The following is an 18095-nucleotide window of genomic DNA, read 5'->3' as shown; positions in this document are numbered from 1 at the left end:
GCTACCGTGCGCGCATGCCGAGGATTCGGGCCCGCCGATCCGCGATCTTCGCGGCCATCGGCCTCGCGTGCGCGCTCGGCCTCGGCGCGTGCCGACAGCCGGCGCCCGCGAACGACATCCCACCGACATTCGCTGGCTCGCGGTCGGCGACTGCATCGGCGGCGTCACCGTCAACGAGAAGATGGCCACCGGCCACCCGAGGATCGTCGACTGCGCCGGCCCCGACGCCAAGCTCCGCGTCGACGCCGAGGTCGCCCCGGGAACCCAGTGCAACGCGCTCGACTACACCTTCTCCGCCACCGACGACAAGGACGCCCCGACGGTCTTCTGTCTCACCCACGAGCTGAAGGCACCGCTACCGACCACCCCGCTGACCCTGCCGTGACCCGGCCGCTCAGCCGCGGAAGCGCAGCCCGTCCAGCAGCAGGTCGAGCAGCCGCCCGGCTTGCTCGCGTTGCGAAGGCTCGCCGGCCGCCAGGGCGATGCCGCTGAGTCCGATGAGGACGTCGTCCACGAGGACGTCGCCGCGGAGGGTGCCGGCGGCGATCAGCGGGGAGACCAGCTGCTCGATGGTCGAGTTCAGGCGGTCGCGGCTGTGGGCGTAGGGGTTGCCGCCGGAGGCGATGACGGCGCGCAGGGCGTCGGACATGCCGATCTTCGTGGTCATGTAGTCCACGAAGCGGTCCATCCACGTGCGCAACGCCTCGTAGTGCGGCAGCTCCTGCAGCAGCGCGGGGCCGGCGTCGCACAGCTGGTCCAGCTCATTTCGGTACGCGGCCTCGATCAAGGCCTCGCGCGTCGGAAAGTGGCGGTACAGCGTGCCGATGCCGACGCCGGCGTCCTTGGCGATCGCGTCGAGCGTGGCGTCGAGGCCCTTCTCGGAGAACAGCCGCACCGCGGACGCGAGCAGGAGGTCGCGGTTGCGCCGCGCGTCCGCGCGCAGTGGCTTGGTCACCTCTCACCCCTTCCGTCTCGTCAACTCAAGCATATTCGCGACCGGAGGATCCTCCGGTTAATGTCCGCGTGATCGTCACCGAGGCCGGGCACCGCACCGCCGACGCGATCACAGCGGCCACGGGCAACGCGGCGGTCGACGTCAAGCACCTCGAGCTGGCCGATCGCGATTCCGTCGCCGAGCTGGCGAGCGACTGGCAGGGCCCGCTCCACATCCTCGTGAACAACGCCGGCTGTGATGGCCGAACCGCTCAATCGCACGCCGGAAGGCTGGGAGCACCAGTTCGCCACCAACCACCTCGGCCACTTCGGCCTCGCGCTCGGCCTGCACGACGCCCTCGCCCGACCCGGCGACGCGCGCATCGTGTCCGTGAGCTCCAGTGCCCACTCGCGCTCGGGCATTGTCTTCGACGACATCCACTTCGAGCGCCGCGAGTACGACCCTTGGTCCGCCTACGGCCAGTCGACGTCCGCGAACGTGCTCTTCGCTGTCGAGGCCACGCGGCGCTGGGCCGCCGACGGGATCACCACCAACGCCCTCATGCCCGGCGGCATTCGCACCAACCTGCAGCGCCACCAGGCCAGCGACCCCGAGTTCGCCGAGTCGCCAGGACCTACGCGTGGAAGACCACCGAGCAGGGCGCGTCGACCTCGGTGCTGCTCGCGGCGTCTCCCCTGCTGGCCGGCGTCGGCGGCCGTTACTTCGAGGACAACAACGAAGCCGAGCCCCACCTCCCCCCGTCACGCGACGGCGTCGCGGCCCACGCGCTCGACCCCGAAGCCGCGACGCTGCTGTGGGAGGTCTCGCTGGAGCTGCTCGCGCGCTGACCCGACGGTCGGCCTGCGCCGCTCGGGTCGTTCGGGCCGGATCAGCGTGCGGGTGCGCGCGATCTCTGCTTAGGGTCGTTCGGTGCGGCTCGTGCTGTTCGACCTCGACAACACCCTCGTCGACCGGGCGGAGGGGTTCCGGCGCTGGGTTTGGGAGTTCTGCGCGGAACACCGCCTGACGCCCGACGACGCCGCCTGGCTCAGGTCCGCCGACCAGGACGGGCTCGCCCCGCGCGACGTCTTCTTCAAGGCCGTGCGCGACCGGTTCGCCCTGCGGGACACTGCCGCTGAGCTGCTCGAGTCGTACCGGCAGCGGCACCCGACTTTGATCCCCGCCGCGCCGGGCGTGCTGGCCGGCCTGCCGCGGCTGCGGGCGGCGGGCTGGCGGATCGGCGTCGTGACCAACGGCAACGCCGATCAGCAGCTCGCAACTCTCCTGTGTACGGGTGTCGCGGGGCTCGTGGACGGGTGGGCGATCTCCGAGCACGAAGGCGTCGGCAAGCCGGACCGGCGGTTGTTCGAGATCGCGGCGGCACGCTGCGAGGCACCGTTGCGCGACGGCTGGATGGTCGGCGACGGCGAGGAGACCGACGTCGCCGGCGGCCGGGCCGCGGGGCTGCACACCGTGTGGGTCGATCGCGGGCGCGCGTGGAGCGGGGACGAAAAGGCCCCGGACCACGTCGTCGCCGACGCGGCCGGGGCCATCGAACTGCTGCTGGAGTGAGCGCTACTTGCTTTCGGAGTCGATCTTCCAGACGCCGTTGTCGTTGACCATGTGGTAGGTGTGGCGCTCTGTCGTGTTGACCCTGCCGCCGTAGGTGATCTCGGCGCTGAGGGTGTCGGGCCCGATCTGCTTGACGTCGCTCGCGCGAGCGGTGCGACCGCTCCAGAAACTCTGGTACCTGGCGTAGTCCTGGTCGTTGGTCGTCTTGAAGTTGTCCGTCAAGAGACCAAAGCTCGTCTTCAGGTCGCCCGGGATGAGCGTGAAGTAGTGCGTCAGCGCGGCTGCCATGTCCTGCGGTGAGCTGACCGAACTGCTGCTCGGCGACGACGGCGGGGTGCTCGGCACGGACGGCTTGCTCGGCGGCGGTGTCGTCGGAGTAGTCGGTGCCGTCGGCGGGTTCGTGGTCGGCCCCGGGGAGTTCGCGGACGACGAGTTGATCACCGGCGCCGCGCCACCGGCGGTCGGGGTCGTGCCGCTGTTGCGGTTCACCAGCACGATCACCACGACGACGACCACCACGAGCACGGCGCCGAGGCCGGCGAGGACCATCGAGCGCCGTCTTCGGTCGACGGGTGCCGGGGCGGGAGTCGTCGGAGCGACGGCCGGAGCCGGAGCAGCCGGGAGCGGCGCGGGCACCGTCAGCGGAATCGGCACCGCCGCGACGGGCGTGACGCCGCCGTCGAGCTCCCTCAGCTCGGTGAGCACCTCGGCCATCGACGGCCGGTCCTCGGGCTTGAGCTCCAGCAGCTTGAGCAGCAGCGGCTCCAGCTTCCCCGCCTGCTTCGGCGGGTTGATCGAACCGCTGGACACGCGGTACAGCAATGCGATCGCGTTGTCCGCCGTGCCGAACGGCGGCGCGCCCTCCACCGCCATGTAGAGCGTGGCGCCGAGGGCGAAGACGTCGGAAGCGAACATGGCTTCTTCGCCGCGCGCGACTTCGGGCGCGAGGAACGCGGGCGTACCGGAGATTTCGCCCGTCGCCGTCAGCGTGACGTCGCCGACCGCGCGGGAGATGCCGAAGTCGGTGACCTTGACCGTGCCGTCTTCGCCGAGCAGGACGTTGCCCGGCTTCACGTCGCGGTGGACGATGCCGGCGCGATGCGCGGCGGCGAGCACGCCGGCCAGCTGCACGGCGATGGGGATGACCTCGTCGACGGTCAGCGGACCATCGTCGTGCAGCTTCGCCGAGAGGCTGCGCGAGGGCAGGTACTCCATGATCAGCCACGGCCGGTCTTCGTACTCGACCACGTTGAACACGGAGATGGCGTTGGGATGCTGCAGGCGCGCGGCGATGCGAGCCTCGCGCATCGCGCGGCTCTTCGCCTCGGCGACCTTCTCCTCGCCCTGGTTCATCGGCATGAGGAGTTCTTTCACCGCGACGACGCGGCCGAGGATCTTGTCCTCGCCGCGCCAGACCATGCCCATGGCGCCGCTGCCGATGAGCTCGACGAGCTGGTAGCGACCGGCGATCTGCCGGCTCTCCTCGGTCAACGAAAAACCCCTCAGTGCGACGTTCACGGACGGCGATCGCCAAGTTTTTCACGGCGCTCGCCCGGGTGTCCCTACGACCCACCGGTGGGTGCGGGGGTTGCTCCGCGTGGCCGACCCGGGACACTCTGATCATATGACCGCCGAGGCCCCGTCATTCCGAAACGTGTTCGGCGTGACCGAATTCCGGGCCCTGTGGCTCGCGCACGTGCTGTCGGTCGCCGGTGATCAACTGGCTCGCGTCGCGCTCACGGTTCTCGTGTTCGACCGTACCGAATCCGCGGGCTGGGCGGCGCTCACGTACGCGCTGACTTACCTGCCGGATCTGCTGGGCGGCGCGCTCGGCGGCCTGGCCGACCGGTTCCCGCGCCGCACGGTGCTCGTGGTGGCCGATGTGCTGCGAGCCGTGCTCGTGGCCGTGATGGCGATCCCCGGGCTGCCGTGGCCGGTCGCGGCGGCGTTGCTGGTGGTCGTGCAGCTGGCAGCGGGCCCGTTCCAGGCGGCGCGGCAGGCCGTGCTGCCGGACATCCTCGGGCCGGACCGGTTGCCCGTCGGCCAGGCGATGTTGTCCTCGACCTACCAGGCGGCGCTCGTGATCGGCTTCGGCGCCGGCGCGGCGGTGGTCGCGTGGCTCGGGGTGACGGGCGCGCTGGCGGTGGACGCGGTGACGTTCGCCGTGTCGGCGCTCGCATTGCGCTGCGGGCTGCGGCCGCACCCGGTCGACGTCGTCAAGCGGGGTCCCGCGGCGGCTTCCCAGTGGGCTTCGCTGGTCGCGGGCTGCCGGCTGGTCGGGCGAGACCGGCGGCTGCGGTCGTTGCTGGCGATCGCCTGCTGCAGCGGGTTCTACGTGGTGCCCGAAGGCCTGGCCGTGCCGATCGCCGCGCAGCTCGGCGGCACGGGGGTGCTGCCGTGGCTGCTCATCGCCAACCCCGTCGGGTCGCTGCTCGGCGCGGTGCTGCTGAGCCGCGTGCCGCGCGTGCGCCAGGCGCGGCTGCTGGGGCCGCTCGCGGTGGCCACCAGCCTCGTGCTGCTGCCGACGGGCTGGACCCCCGGGCTCGTCGTGATGGTGGTTTTGTGGACGTTGTCCGGAATGTTCTCCGCGCACGACTTGATCACGCAGGTGCAGTACAGCCTGGCCGCCCCGCCCGAGCAGCGTGGCCAGGTGATCGGCGTCGCGATCGCGGCGCTGCGGGCATCGCAGGGCCTCGCCATCGCGGCCGCCGGAGCACTCACCCAGGTGCTCGCGCCCACCACCGTGGTGGCCGTCGCGGCCGTCGCCGGTGCGACGGTCGCCGCCCTCGCAGCCACGGCGTGGCTGCGCGCGGCGTGGCCCCGTCGAAGTCCTCTCGACGAGGCCACGCCACCTGCTGCGTCCTGAACCTCACGGCTCACGTCCGGTGACCGGCCCACCTCCTCGTGGTTGTCGTGGCGCTCGTGGTTCGCGTGCACAGTCGGGCTCTCTCGCGGGCAGGACTCACGTCCAGTTGTTGTCACGCATGCCTTTCACCCCCTCGTCGGGTGTTCGCCGGGCTTCGGTTCAGCAGGTCCAGTTGTTGTCGCGCACCTGGCGCTCCTCTCGGCCGGTCGGGGTTCGTCGGGGTTGTCGGGCGGGGTTCAGCAGGTCCAGTTGTTGTCGCGCACGTGCTTCTCCTCTCGGGCTCGTCGGGGTCGCCTACGGGGATCAGCGGGTCCAGTTGTTGTCACGCACCGACGTCTCCTCTCCACTCGTCACGGACGTTGACCACTCGCCTCAGCGGGTCCAGTTGTTGTCACGCACCGACGTCTCCTCTCCGCTCGTTGTGTTCGTTGGTCTGACCTCAGGACCTCAGCGGGTCCAGTTGTTGTCACGCATCGCCGAAACCTCCTTCCCTGCCGGTGCTTCGCCGGGCTCGTCGGTCACCAGTTGTTGTCACGCACGGCTCTACCCCCTTTCACCTCGGCTGATCAGCGGACTTCGGCCGTCACCAGTTGTTGTCCCGCACCGCCGGACCTCCTTTCCGCGTAGCGGTTCGCCAACAGTTCGGACTCACCAGTTGTTGTCCTGCACCGTGGACACCTCCTCCCGCAGAACGCATCGAAACACCGGAACTCTCGACCTCAAGTCGAGCTCAACGGTCCAGACCACTCAGGCGGACACCGTCCAGTTGTTGTCGCGCACCGTCGTCACCTCCTCGCCGGGGCCGCGCCGACCGGCGGTTTCGCGGAGCCCGCCGGTCACCGATCGTGGTTGTCGCACGTCAGTGGCTTCAGTGGCCGGAGGCCGCGGATTCCCAGGTACGCCAAGGAATCGCGGCGGGCCACCACTACGCTCAGTGGTCACCTCCCCTCTGCGCGGGCCGGGCGCTGGGCTGTCCGGGCGAAATTCCCCGGCCAGGTCCCAGAGTCCGGACCACGGGCGGCACACGGCGCGCCCCGTCGTTTACGGTAGAAGCCAACCGGGTGAGGTGAAGAGTGCGCGGACGAGCAAACCGGTCTGCCGGATGGTTCACGGGCTGGCGCCTTTGGCGGTTGCCCTCTCATGTCCGCACTTATGTGCTCCTCGTCAACTTCCTGGCGATCCTGGCGTCGGTGAGCACCGCGTGGCTGGCGCCGGTGCACCAGCAGGACCTGATCCGCTTCGGCGTGCTGGCCGTGTGCGCGGCAGCCGCCATCGAGGCCACTCGCCACATCGAGCGCCAGCGCGAGTACAACCGCGCGCCCACGGTCGCGTACGTCGACACCAAGGCCGTGTGGAGCATCGCGGCCGTGGTGGCGCTGCCGGCAGTGCTGGCCACGGCGATGGTCGTGTTCACCTACGCGATGGCGTGGTGGCGCGTCTGGCCGCGCGAACGGCCCGTGCTCCCCCACCGCTGGATCTTCTCCGCCGCGACCGTGCTGTGCGGCACGCAGGCGGCGGTCGCCGTGCTCGCGCTGGGCATGCACCACTACCCCGGTGTGCCGGCCACGGGCTTCCTGCCCGGCCTCACCGACCTGGTCGTCGTCATCTTCGCGGCCGCCCTGCGCTGGGCCATCAACACGGCGCTGGTGATGGTCGCCATCGCGCTCTCGAGCCCGCCGCGCTCGCTGTCGGACCTGTTCTCCGGCTTCGGCGACCAACTGCTGGAAGCCGGTGCGATCGGCCTGGGCCTGGTCACCGCCGCGCTGCTCCTGCTGGCCAACCCACTGGTGCTCACCGGCGTGGTCGTGGCGCTGGTGGCGCTGCACCGCGGCCTGCTGCTCGCGCAGTTCCAGCGCGACGCGCGCACCGACGTGACCACGGGACTGGCCACCAAGCGCTGGTGGCGCACGCTGGCCGAGCAATACCTCGAGCGCGCCCGCACCGGCAACGGCACCGTCGGCGTGCTGCTGCTCGACCTCGACCACTTCAAGGCCATCAACGACACCTACGGCCACCCGACCGGCGACGTCGTGCTGCGCGAGATCGCCATCGCGCTGCGCAGCGAAGTGCGCGACCAGGACATCTGCGGCCGCTGGGGCGGCGAGGAGTTCGCGATCGTGCTGCCCAACGTGCCGACGATGGAGCAACTCGGCCAGCTCGCCGACCGCATCCGCCGGCGCATCCCGCAGGTCATCGTGCCGCTGCCCGAGCGCGACACGGTGATCAGCGACCTGACCGTGTCGATCGGCTGCGCGCTCTACCCGGCCGAGCACCTCACCGGCGTCGACGACGTGCTGGTCGCCACCGACACCGCGCTCTACCGGGCGAAGCAGGCGGGCCGCAACCGCGTGGAGCTCGCCACACACTGAAGGACGTTCCGGACAACCCCGCCTTCTCGTTCCGACTTCGCCTCCCCCGCGTGCCACGATGGACGCTGAGGGCCGCGCCGAGGCCCGCGAGGAGGTCCGAGTGCCCGACTGGGATGGCCGTGGACTGCCGCCGGTCGCGCGGGCGCGCGTCGACCGGTTCGCTTCGTCCGGCCTGCGCACCTCCCTGCTGAGCGTCCCCGGCGCGGTCGGCGCGGAAGTCGCCGGATTCACCCCCGTGGGGGAGGTCATGGGGTGCGTCGTGGAGCGCCTCGGCTGGACCTCCGGCTTCGGCATCACGCCCAACCAGCAGGCCGCCATCTACGCCGACGCGCTCCGTCAGGGCTACCGCGTCGCGCTGGACCGGCTGCGGCTGGAGGCCGAGGCGATCGGCGCCGACGGCATCCTCGGCATCACGACGTCCGTCACGCGGCTCGACGAGACCATGCAGGAGTTCGTGGCGCTCGGCACCGCGGTGCGCGCGGAGACGGGGCAACGGCCCGGGCGCGTGTTCACCACCGAGCTGCCGGGCCAGGACGTCGGCAAGCTGATGCAGGCCGGCTGGGTGCCCGCGGCCGTCGCGATCGGCATCTCGGCGCACACCACGTTCGACTACAACATGCAGTACCAGACCACGATGTGGGCCGGGAATGTCGAGGTCGACGCCCACACCCGGCTCGTCACCGAGGTGCGAGCCGACGCGCGCAGCCAGTTCCGCAAGACCGTGCAGACCACCGGCGCCGACGGGGCGATCGTCTCGCGGATGTCGCTCGACACGTGGCAGCTGGGCGAGGTGGCCGTGGCCGGGGTGGCGAGCGTGTTCGGCACCGCCATCGCCCGATTCCACGTCGGCAGCGCCGCGCCCACGTCCGCGCTCACGATCCTGCCGCTCAACCGAGTTTGAAGGAGGCCCTGTGACGACCACGGACCCCGCCGCGCAGCACATCCCCGAGGATGCGATGCGCCGGCTCGCCGAGATGCGGCCGGGGCAGGCGACGAGCCTGTTCACGTCCGACTTGAGCGTGAACGAGTTCCTGCTCGTGCGCGAGGCCGGCTTCCGCCCGCTGGGCCTGGTGCTCGGATCGAGCATCTACCACGTCGGGTTCCAGATGGGGCGTTGGAGCAAGAACCAAGAGATGGACCGCCTGTCGGCGGCGATGTACCACGCGCGCGAGCTCGCGATGACGCGCATGGAGACCGAGGCCGATCTGCTGGGCGCCGACGGGATCGTGGCCGTGCGCCTGGAGATCGAGTTCAAGGAGTTCGGCAGCGACCTGGCGGAGTTCATCGCCGTGGGCACCGCGGTGAAGGCCGACGAGCCCGGCGCGTGGCGCAACAACACCGGCAAGCCGTTCACGTCCGACCTGTCCGGCCAGGACTTCTGGACGCTCGTGCAAGCCGGCTACGCGCCGCTGGGCATGGTGATGGGCACGTGCGTCTACCACATCGCGCACCAGCGCTTCCGCCAGGCGATGAGCAACATCGGACAGAACGTGGAGATCCCGCAGTACACCGAGGCCCTCTACGACGCGCGTGAGCTCGCGATGTCACGCATGCAGGCCGAGGCCGAGCAGCTGAAGGCCGAAGGCATCGTGGGGGTGCAGTTGCTGTCACTGCCGCATCGATGGGGTGGGCACACGACGGAGTTCTTCGCCATCGGCACCGCCGTGAAGCCACTGCGCCCCGACCACCGCATCACCAAGCCGCAGCTCGTGCTGCCCCTCACCGACTGATGTCCGGGTCAGAGCTCGGCCCGGCCGGCGAGTTCCACCTCCTGGTGGCCGCCCTGCGCGCCGATCGCGCCGACGTCGAGTCCTACACACGCGTGCTGTCCGAGACTCTCGGCGACGCCCTCCCGCCGGGCATGGTCGAGATCGACCGCCGGCGCAGCTTCGCCGACCGCGTGGCCGGGCGCCTCGGGCAGCCGGTCCAGGTGCGCGTGTCGACGCCGCACCAGCTGCTCGTGCTCACGGCCGACCGGTCCGGCGGGGTCACGGGCGAGATTCGCCAGGTGGTGCGCGGGGTCGTGATCAGCCGCCGGGACACCGACGTCGAGGAGTGGGTGACGGTGCTCGCCCAGGAGCTGCAGGCGCTGGCTTCTCGGGACGCGAAGGCCCGCGAAGCGTTGTCGCGGTTCCTGGGTAGCTGACTCCGGCGTGGTTGAACCGCCGAACCTTGACCCGCCTGGTTTGCCCGATTAGAACTCGGGGATGGACTGGACACTCGAGGTCGTCATCGTTCCCGTGTCCGATGTGGACCGCGCGAAGGCGTTTTACGCCGAGCAGTGCGGCTTCCACGTCGACCACGACACCGTGGTGGGGCCCAGTGCGCGCGTCGTGCAGCTGACCCCGCAGGGCTCCGGGTGCTCGATCGTCGTCGGCGAGGGCGTGGTTCCCCCGATGCCGCCCGGGTCACTCAAGGGCCTGCAGCTCGTGGTCGCCGACCTGCCGCGCGCCCGCGAGACGCTGCTCGCGGGCGGCGTCGACGTCAGCGAGATCCAGCTCCTCGGGCCCGACCCTGCCACCGGCCGGCCCGAGGACCTCGACAACATCGGCTTCTTCCACTTCTCCGACCCGGATGGCAACGCCTGGGCCGTGCAGCAGATCTCGGCGCGAGGCAAGGGTTAGTCAGTGTTAGTCGACGAGTGCGCCGCAGCTGATGTTGGTCGTCGCGGCGGTCATGGTGCGAGCGCGATCGGAGGCGACGAACGCGGCGACCGCGCCCACGTCGGCGAGCGTCGCGGGGCGGCCGAGCATCGTGCTCTTCGCGATTCCTTCCGTGACCGCCTCGGTGTGCGCGAAATCCGCCGGGAGCGATTCGGGAATGCCGCCGGACCGCAGGGTTACGGTGCGGACGCCGTAGCCGCCCAGCTCCGCGGCGAGTTGCCGGCGCATCGCCTCGAGCGCGGCGAACGCCACCTGCAGACCGCCGACCGGGTGCGTGCGCACCGGGTCCCCGTCGCCGCCGAAGACGAGCACGACGCCGCCGCGTGCGCGCTTCATGTGCCGCCCGGCCGCGCGCATGGTGAGGAACGTCGTGCGCACGGCCGTGACCACGGGCTGTTCGTAGTCGGCCAGGGACATCTCCAGGAACGGGGTGCCCTGCACGTCGCCGTGGGTGATGGCGTTGACCGAGATGTCGAGGCTGCCGCCGGCGGCGACCACGGCGTCGGCGTGCCTGTCGACGGCCTGCTCGTCGAGGGCGTCGAACTCCTCGACATCGGCGCGCCCGCCCGCCGCCCGGATCTCGTCGGCGACCTTCTCGAGCTTCGCGCGCGTACGGCCGGCCAGGAAGACGCGCGCGCCTTCTTCAGCGAACGCGCGCGCGATGGCGCCGCCGATCGCTCCGCCAGCGCCGTAGACCACTGCGTTCTTTCCTTCGAGCAGCATGGGCTCTCCGTTCGTCGGGTTTGCGCTTCCACCCGTGCGTCGAACGAGGTGCTCAGGAATCGACAGGATCCGCGGCGACGAGCACGATCCGGCGCCCGTGCAGCTCACCACGTTCCATTCGCCCGTGCGCGTCGGCTGCTTCGGCGAGCGGCACCCGCTCCACCGCCCGCGGACGCAGGCCACCGGCGGCGAAGCGCTCGTTCAGCGCCGCCGCCGCGTCGGCCAGTTCCGCGGCCGTCGCCCGGGAGATGACGAACCCGACCACGGACTGGTCGTTCAGGTACAGCGCCCCGGCAGGCAGCACCGGCCGGCTGCGCGGCCCCGCGAGCAGCACGATCCGGCCGCGGAAAGCCAGGTGCGCCACGGCCGTTACGAGGTCGTTCGTGCCGGAGGTGTCCACGTAGAGGTCGATGCCGTCCGGCAGGTCGGTCTTGCGGTAGTCCAGCGCCACATCGGCGCCGCGAGACACGCAGTGGTCCAGATCCGCCGCCGACGCCGTGGCCACCACGCGCGCACCCGCCGCCGCGGCGAGCTCGATCAACGCGGTCCCGACGTTGCCGCCACCACCGACGACCAGCACGGTCTGCCCGGCGCGCAGCCCACCGTGTGTGAACAACGCCAGGTACGCCGTGGCCGCGGGGTGCACCACGGCGACGGCGTCGAACGGATCGACGCCGGCGGGCAGGCGGTACAACCGATCCGCCGCCACGGCCACGCGTTGGGCCGCCGCACCCTGTCGTCCGCCATGCCCGAGGCTGTTGCCCCACACCGTTTCCCCGGCCGCGAAGCCGTTCGCCGAGCCCACGACGTGGCCGACGAAATCCCGGCTCAGCACGAGCGGCCACGGTCCCGGCACCGGCCACATCCCGTTGCGCACGAACGTGTCCACAGGGTTCACGGTGCTCGCGACGACCTCGACGAGCACCTCACCGAGCGCCGGCACGGGATCGGGGAGCTCGCCGAAGCGGATTTCCTCGACCGGGCCGGGCCTCTCGACGAACGCAGCCTTCACTCAGGCGAAGCTACCAGCGGTGAGGATCGCGTGGCCGTGTCGTTCTTTGGCTTCGAGGTAGTGAACTCTCCGATCGAGGGGTTGGTGGCCATTGCTGTCACTGCATGGCGCAGCGCTTACGGCCGGACCGCACCCATCGGGTTCGGGATCGGGAGGCCACCCGCGTCGACGACCGCACGGCTGAGCGGTACGGCCAGCTCCAGCACGCGGTCCACCGCGTCGGGACCGAGCGCGTCGAGCGGGTCCGCGGCCAGGCGGTCGGTCATCACCTCGACGTCGTGGCGGACGGCGGCGCCGCTCGCCGTGAGCCGGCCTGCGGGGTCGAGCAGGCCACGGGAAAGCAGGCGGGCCGTCGAGTCGTCCCATTCCTCGTCGGTCCAGCCTCGGGCGCGCTGGACGATCTCGCGCGTCGTGGCGCCGGCGGCGATGTGGGTGAGGCTCGCGTCGAGGCCGGACAGCCCGGCGGAGACGCCGGCGAGCACGTGGCCGTCGCCGCGATGTTCCCGCAGGGCGCAGGTGGCGAGCCAGAGGCGGGCGAGCGGGCGGTCGGGACGCATCGCCGACGCCCACGCGGCGGCGAGCGGACGGCCGTCGAAGCGGCAGCCGGCGACGGCGCGTTCGAGCAGCCCGGTGAGTTCATCCACCGCCGAGTCCGGTGGCAGCAGCCGCGTCAAAGCGGCTTCCACGGCGAGAATCCGGCTCTGCAGCACGTCTTCCGGCTTCGCGAATGTCCACGCGTCGGGCAGGGCGCGCGCGACCATCCCGGGCGCGAAGCCGTAGAACATCGACGTGACCGGCCCCGGGCCGATCGGGCCCAGCGGCGCCGCGCGGCCCGCGAAGTACCCCATCCACCAGCCGCGCAGGCCCACTTCCTTCGCCGCGGCGGCGGGCTCGGAAGCGAAGTAGACCACGGCGTGCAGCGGCTCCAGCGCGACCCAGAGCCGCCTGGCCAGGCTCGAATTCGGCTCCATGACGGTCAGCGTACGCACGAAGAAGGCCCCTTCACCGCGTGGTGAAGGGGCCTCCGGGAAAACGATCAGGCGAGCTCGAGCCCGTAGGACTGCAGCTCGAGGGTGAGCGGGTAGAAGTAGCTTGTCACGGTGTCGCCGCCGGACAGCGTGCCGAGGCCCTTCGATCCGTCGTACGCCGGGCCGCCCGAGTCACCGTGGTCGGTGTGCGCGGTGGTGCCGAACTCGTGGTTGAGCACGCCCACGTCGAAGTTCACGGACTCGTCGACCGAGGTGACCTCGCCGCTGCCGCCACCGGTGGTCTGGCCCTGCTTCTGGATCTGCTCGCCGACGGTCGGCGTGCCGGCGCTGCTGATGGTCTGGCCGGTGTTGATGGCGCCGTCACCCGAGCCGTTCGGGCGGGTCAGGAGACCGGAGTCCGCACCCGGGCAGTCGCTCTCCACCACGCGGGCGCCGGAGACGTCGCCGCCCGACCAGGTGCCGCCCTCGTTGGTGCAGTGGCCGGCCGTGAGCATCATCGGCTCGCCGCCACGGGTGACGTTGAAGCCGAGGGAGCAGGTGAACTGGCCGTTGTTGATCGAGTCGCCGTCGGCGATGTAGGTCGACAGCTTGCCGGCGCGGTGCTCGATGCGGGCGGAGTCGCCCAGCTTCGCGGCGGCCGCGGTGACCTTGGCGACGGTGGCCGGCGAGGCCGCGTCGTAGATCTTCACGACGACCTGGTTGTTCTTGGTGTCGATGCCCCACGCGGTCTGCGGCACGTTCTTCACGGCGTCGAGGGAGTTCTTGGCGTTGGTCAGCGCGGCGAAGCTGTTCTTCACCAGCTTCGTGGCGAAGCCGGCGGCTTCGGCCTTCTGCTGGGCGGCCGCGTCGGTGACGTTGACGATGGCCTTGCCGTTGTCGAGGTAGATGCCACCGCCCGACAGGCCGAGGCTGTCGACGACCTGCGTCGCCTGGGTGATGGCCTGGGCCTGCATCTGCGCGAAGGCGAGCGGGCTGGCCGAAGCGGCGTTCACGCAAAGGCCGGCGGTGAGCGCCGCCGCCGAGAACACGGTGAAACCGGCGACGAACGTTTTCCGGGAAGTCATCGAATCTTCCTCCAGTTGAGCTGGACGGATCCTGCGCGAACGGCTCGCGCGACCATGGTGGGACTCCCCACACTTTTGTTGCCAGGCAACCAACGCACCACCGACGAAGGTTGGTTAATAACCAATTCATCCGGACAAATCGGACCGTCGCGCCCGTTCGGCTCAGGCCACTACGCCGAACAGCCGTGCGACCGCACCGTTCACCGGGATGAGTTACCCGCCGGGCGCCACAGGGCAATCGCGGGGCGGGCTTCCGGTTAAGGTCGGCGCGTGCCCGACACCGAGCTGAGCCACGCGTTCACCGTGGCCGCACCGCCCGCGGACGTCGTCGCCCACCTCGCGGAGCCTTCGAACTACGTCGGCTTGTCACCGCTGGTGGTGGAGGTGCGCGACGTCGCGCGGGAAGAGGGCTTGACGCGGTACACCGCGGTGGAGCGGTTCCGCTTCTTCGGCTTTCTGCGCCACGACAACCCGATCGTCGTCATGCTCCGCACCACCGGCACGGTGGCGGTCCACGGCGACGTGGTGTCGCCCGGCGGCGTGCGGATGGGTTACCGGTTCGACCTCGAGCCCGACGGCGGCGGCACACACGTGACCGACACGCTGCGGCTGCACACACCGCCGGGCCTGCTTCGCTTCGCCGCTTCACGGGCCCGCGCGGTGCAACTTGCCCGCGCGGGCATCCTCGCCGAGCGGCTCGGCTGAGTCCACAAAGGACTTACTTCGCGGCGGAAGTGCCTTCCGGCCACTGGACGTGCTCTTCGTAGCCGGTGTGCTTGCGCAGGAACGCCGCGATGAACGGGCAAACCGGCACGATCACCCCACCGTTGGCCACGACGTCGTCGAGCGCGTACGTGGCCAGCGTGGTGCCGAGGCCGCGACCGCCGAAGGCCTTGTCGATCTCGGTGTGGGTGAACACCGTCTGGTTGTCGCGCAGCAGGTACTGCGTGAAGCCGGCCAGCTTGTCGTCCGCGTACACCTCGTAGCGGTGCTTCTCGTCGTTGCGGACCACGCGGGTCTCGTCGCTCATTCGTCGCTCCTCGAAGTCTGGGCATTCAGATCAACGCCGGACAGCCTGCCGTACTTCCCCGGCGTGCGTTGATCTTCACCGAAGAATGACGCGGCGGCCCGGGAAACGACTCAGGCGTGATCCGGGCTGGGCCGCCCGGGCGACACGGTGCGAGCGATCGGGTGGAACGCCCGCGCGGACCTTACGGGGCGCCCGGCGCGTTTGGTTGATTCTCTGGGTCGGTGACCACCACTGGGAAGGCCAGGACCGCGCTGTGCAGCCGTTCGCTCTGCCCGAGTTCTACATGCCCTACCCGGCCCGGCTGAACCCGCACCTCGACGGTGCGCGGGAGCACAGCAAGGCGTGGGCGTACACGATGGACATGATCGACGTCCCCCAGCACGGCACCGTGATCTGGGACGAACACGACTTCGACTCCCACGACTACGCGCTGCTGTGCGCCTACACCCACCCGGACGCCGGCGCGACGGAGCTCGACCTCATCACCGACTGGTACGTCTGGGTCTTCTACTTCGACGACCACTTCCTGGAGCTGTTCAAGCGCACCGGCGACATCGACAGCGCCCGCGCCTACCTCGACCGGATCGCCCTGTTCATGCCGGTCACGGGCGACATCACGGCGACTGCGGAGAACCCCGTCGAGCGCGGACTCGAGGACCTGTGGAATTGCACCGTCCCGCATCGTTCCGAGGGCTGGCGCCGCCGCTTCGTGGAGAGCACGCGCAACCTGCTGGACGAGTCCTTGTGGGAACTCGCCAACATCAACGAGGGCCGCGTCTCCAACCCGATCGAGTACATCGAAATGCGCCGCAAGGTCGGCGGCGCACCCTGGTCCGCGAACCTCATCGAGCACTCGGTCCACGCCGAGGTCCCCGACGCCATCGCCGCCTCCCGCCCCATGGAGGTCCTGCGCGACTGCTTCGCCGACGCCGTCCACCTCCGCAACGACTTGTTCTCCTACCAGCGCGAGGTCGAAGACGAGGGCGAGCTTTCGAACGGCGTCCTCGTCTTCGAGAAGTTCCTCGGCTGCACCACCCAGGAAGCCGCCGACGCCGTCAACGACCTCCTCACGTCCCGGTTGCACCAGTTCGAACACACCGCCCTCACCGAAGTCCCGGCCCTGTTCGACGAACACGCCGTGGACCTGTCCGGCCGCGCCGAGACCTTCGCCTACGTCAAGGGCCTCCAGGACTGGCAGTCCGGCGGCCACGAATGGCACCTGCGCTCCAGCCGCTACATGAACGAAGGCGCGCTCGACTCCCGTGGCGGCCCCGAGCTGCTGGGCGGCCCCACCGGCCTGGGCACCTCGGCTGCCCGCATCTTCTCTTCCTTGGTGAGCACCGCTCCCCAGCGTTTGCGGTCCTTCTCCCACCAGTCGCACGAGGTCGTGGGCCCGATCGTCCGGCCCGAGATCTACATGCCTTTCGAGCTCCGCCTGAGCCCGCACCTGGCTGCCGCCCGCGACCACCTGGCCGAGTGGTGCACCGAGACGGGCTTCCTCGACGGCGTGGTCTGGGACGAGCACAAGATGCGGGCCATGGACCTCCCCCTGTGCTCGGCCGGCATCCACCCGGACGCTTCCCCCGAGCAACTGGACCTGACCAGCGCCTGGCTGGCCTGGGGCACTTACGGGGACGACTACTACCCCGTGGTCTTCGGCGCTTCCCACAACCTGGGTGCGGCGAAGGTGGCTACGGAGCGCTTCAAGCTCTTCATGCCACTCGAGGACGAGCCCATGCCCACTCCGGAGGGCTCACTGGAGACCGGCCTCGCCGACCTGTGGCTTCGGACAGCCGGCCCGATCAGCCTGGATTCGCGCCGCGCCTTCCGTAAGGCCGTCGTCGACATGTGCGAAAGCTGGCTCTGGGAACTGGCGAACCAGGCCGAAAACCGAATCCCTGATCCAATCGACTATGTCGAGATGCGGCGCAAGACTTTCGGCTCGGACCTCACGATGAGCCTGTCCCGGATTTCCCACGGGCGGTTGATACCGCCGGAGATCTACCGGACTCGAACCATCCAGGCCATCGAACACTCGGCCATGGATTATGCCTGCCTGCTCAACGACGTGTTCTCGTACAAGAAGGAAATCCAGTACGAAGGCGAACTTCACAACTCGGTACTGGTCGTCCGCAATTTCCTCGACGTGGACGAGCAGACAGCTTTCGAGATTGTGAACGACCTGATGACCGCCCGAATGAAAGAATTCGAACACGCCGTCGACGTGGGATTGCCAGGCCTGTTCTCGGACTTCTCCCTCGACGAGGACGTCCGAGCCGCACTGACGGCTTACGCGGACGAGCTGAAGGACTGGATGGCGGGAATCCTCAACTGGCACGAAGGCTGCGCCAGGTACACCGAAGAGGAAATCCGCCGCCGCCCTGACGTTCCGGAGGATGCTCTTGCCGCACCGGCCTTCTCAGCAGGCCCAACAGGGCTGGGAACGGGCTCACTGAGGATCTCCTCCATCCTCCCCGCCGCCAGGTAACCCACCCCCAGGACAGCCACCTAACACCCAACCACCCACCGTCTGCCACCCAAACCCATCTGCCCAACAGACGGCGGGTCTACCCAACCCAACTTCTCCTTAACCAATCCCCCGACCTTTCCCCGGCCGGTCCCCCAACGAAGGTGAAACAACACGGCTCGGGGTAGCTTGTCAAGGTACTCTTTCCCGCCTTGACAAGCTACCCCGAGCCGTAGTGACAATTGAACTTCGGGGAGCCATCTGCAGGTCATCTTTAATCTTTTCATCGTTAAAAACAAAGCCAAAAGATCAAGAGAAGATGTACATTGCTAGCCCCGCTGCACTCAATGGTTCTACGGGACTTGCTTTGTGTCAAGGCGGGAAAGAGTACCTTGACACAAAGCAA

Annotated in this window: 18 protein-coding genes and 1 pseudogene; 12 read left to right on the top strand and 7 right to left on the bottom strand. The window is 69.7% G+C overall.

Features of this window, described 5'->3' with window-relative positions; genetic code table 11:
- The first annotated feature begins 88 nt into the window (after window positions 1–88).
- Window positions 89–385: a hypothetical protein gene (locus AB0M56_RS27705; protein WP_364180745.1), complete on the top strand. Its 297-nt coding sequence runs from the start codon at window positions 89–91 to the stop codon at window positions 383–385.
- A 9-nt stretch (window positions 386–394) separates the two neighbouring features.
- On the opposite strand, the gene AB0M56_RS27700 is transcribed toward AB0M56_RS27705, so the two are convergent.
- The gene (locus tag AB0M56_RS27700; protein WP_364180743.1) at window positions 395–955 is read right to left on the bottom strand and encodes a helix-turn-helix domain-containing protein; all 561 of its coding nucleotides are present in this window, start codon (window positions 953–955) and stop codon (window positions 395–397) included.
- A gap of 237 nt (window positions 956–1192) precedes the next feature.
- On the opposite strand from AB0M56_RS27700, the pseudogene AB0M56_RS27695 reads away from it, so the two are divergent.
- The 3 genes and pseudogenes from AB0M56_RS27695 to AB0M56_RS27685 all read left to right on the top strand — a co-directional run.
- Window positions 1193–1480, top strand: a pseudogene (locus AB0M56_RS27695) (oxidoreductase); the annotation flags it as partial.
- Between the two features lie 128 nt (window positions 1481–1608).
- Entirely contained in the window at window positions 1609–1782 is a 174-nt protein-coding gene (locus AB0M56_RS27690; RefSeq protein WP_364180890.1) for a hypothetical protein, read from the top strand.
- An 82-nt stretch (window positions 1783–1864) separates the two neighbouring features.
- Window positions 1865–2506 carry an HAD family hydrolase gene (locus tag AB0M56_RS27685; protein WP_364180740.1) on the top strand — a complete coding sequence of 214 codons (642 nt, stop codon included), beginning with the start codon at window positions 1865–1867 and terminating at the stop codon, window positions 2504–2506.
- Between the two features lie 3 nt (window positions 2507–2509).
- Here AB0M56_RS27685 and AB0M56_RS27680 read toward each other — a convergent pair whose 3' ends face one another.
- Complete coding sequence (locus AB0M56_RS27680; RefSeq protein ID WP_364180737.1) at window positions 2510–3997, bottom strand: serine/threonine-protein kinase; 1488 nt, start codon at window positions 3995–3997, stop codon at window positions 2510–2512.
- Window positions 3998–4169: 172 nt separating this feature from the next.
- Here AB0M56_RS27680 and AB0M56_RS27675 point away from each other — a divergent pair, with 172 nt between their 5' ends.
- From AB0M56_RS27675 to AB0M56_RS27650, 6 genes are all read left to right on the top strand, one after another.
- Window positions 4170–5372, top strand: a complete 1203-nt coding sequence (locus tag AB0M56_RS27675) for an MFS transporter (protein WP_364180734.1) — start codon at window positions 4170–4172, stop codon at window positions 5370–5372.
- 1130 nt (window positions 5373–6502) lie between these two features.
- A complete protein-coding gene (locus AB0M56_RS27670; protein WP_364180731.1) occupies window positions 6503–7741 on the top strand; it encodes a GGDEF domain-containing protein in 1239 nt (412 codons plus the stop codon).
- 58 nt (window positions 7742–7799) lie between these two features.
- A complete protein-coding gene (locus AB0M56_RS27665; protein WP_364180728.1) occupies window positions 7800–8642 on the top strand; it encodes a heavy metal-binding domain-containing protein in 843 nt (280 codons plus the stop codon).
- Between the two features lie 10 nt (window positions 8643–8652).
- Window positions 8653–9471, top strand: a complete 819-nt coding sequence (locus tag AB0M56_RS27660; RefSeq protein WP_364180726.1) for a heavy metal-binding domain-containing protein — start codon at window positions 8653–8655, stop codon at window positions 9469–9471.
- Window positions 9471–9887 carry a hypothetical protein gene (locus AB0M56_RS27655; RefSeq protein ID WP_364180725.1) on the top strand — a complete coding sequence of 139 codons (417 nt, stop codon included), beginning with the start codon at window positions 9471–9473 and terminating at the stop codon, window positions 9885–9887. Before AB0M56_RS27660 ends, AB0M56_RS27655 begins: the two co-directional genes overlap by 1 nt.
- 61 nt (window positions 9888–9948) lie before the next feature.
- Entirely contained in the window at window positions 9949–10365 is a 417-nt protein-coding gene (locus tag AB0M56_RS27650) for a VOC family protein (protein WP_364180723.1), read from the top strand.
- Between the two features lie 6 nt (window positions 10366–10371).
- Here the strand turns inward: AB0M56_RS27650 and AB0M56_RS27645 are convergent, their stop codons facing one another.
- The 4 genes from AB0M56_RS27645 to AB0M56_RS27630 all read right to left on the bottom strand — a co-directional run bounded on the left by AB0M56_RS27645 (window position 10372) and on the right by AB0M56_RS27630 (window position 14192).
- Window positions 10372–11127, bottom strand: coding sequence for an SDR family oxidoreductase (locus AB0M56_RS27645; RefSeq protein ID WP_364180721.1), 756 nt, complete (start codon window positions 11125–11127; stop codon window positions 10372–10374).
- 52 nt (window positions 11128–11179) lie between these two features.
- Window positions 11180–12139: a zinc-binding dehydrogenase gene (locus tag AB0M56_RS27640; protein ID WP_364180719.1), complete on the bottom strand. Its 960-nt coding sequence runs from the start codon at window positions 12137–12139 to the stop codon at window positions 11180–11182.
- Between the two features lie 116 nt (window positions 12140–12255).
- Entirely contained in the window at window positions 12256–13110 is an 855-nt protein-coding gene (locus AB0M56_RS27635) for a hypothetical protein (RefSeq protein ID WP_364180717.1), read from the bottom strand.
- A 65-nt stretch (window positions 13111–13175) separates the two neighbouring features.
- A complete protein-coding gene (locus tag AB0M56_RS27630) occupies window positions 13176–14192 on the bottom strand; it encodes a S1 family peptidase (RefSeq protein ID WP_364180716.1) in 1017 nt (338 codons plus the stop codon).
- A 270-nt stretch (window positions 14193–14462) separates the two neighbouring features.
- Here AB0M56_RS27630 and AB0M56_RS27625 point away from each other — a divergent pair, with 270 nt between their 5' ends.
- On the top strand, window positions 14463–14897 hold the full coding sequence (locus tag AB0M56_RS27625; RefSeq protein ID WP_364180714.1) for an SRPBCC family protein: 435 nt from the start codon (window positions 14463–14465) through the stop codon (window positions 14895–14897).
- 13 nt (window positions 14898–14910) lie between these two features.
- Here the strand turns inward: AB0M56_RS27625 and AB0M56_RS27620 are convergent, their stop codons facing one another.
- Window positions 14911–15222, bottom strand: a complete 312-nt coding sequence (locus AB0M56_RS27620) for a GNAT family N-acetyltransferase (protein ID WP_364180712.1) — start codon at window positions 15220–15222, stop codon at window positions 14911–14913.
- Between the two features lie 253 nt (window positions 15223–15475).
- On the opposite strand from AB0M56_RS27620, the gene AB0M56_RS27615 reads away from it, so the two are divergent.
- Window positions 15476–17710, top strand: coding sequence for a germacradienol/geosmin synthase (locus AB0M56_RS27615; RefSeq protein ID WP_364180710.1), 2235 nt, complete (start codon window positions 15476–15478; stop codon window positions 17708–17710).
- The last annotated feature ends 385 nt before the right edge of the window (window positions 17711–18095 follow it).

This window comes from Amycolatopsis sp. NPDC051372, assembly GCF_040682095.1.
Lineage (GTDB): Bacteria > Actinomycetota > Actinomycetes > Mycobacteriales > Pseudonocardiaceae > Amycolatopsis.
This window is presented reverse-complemented; position numbering and strand designations above follow the sequence as displayed.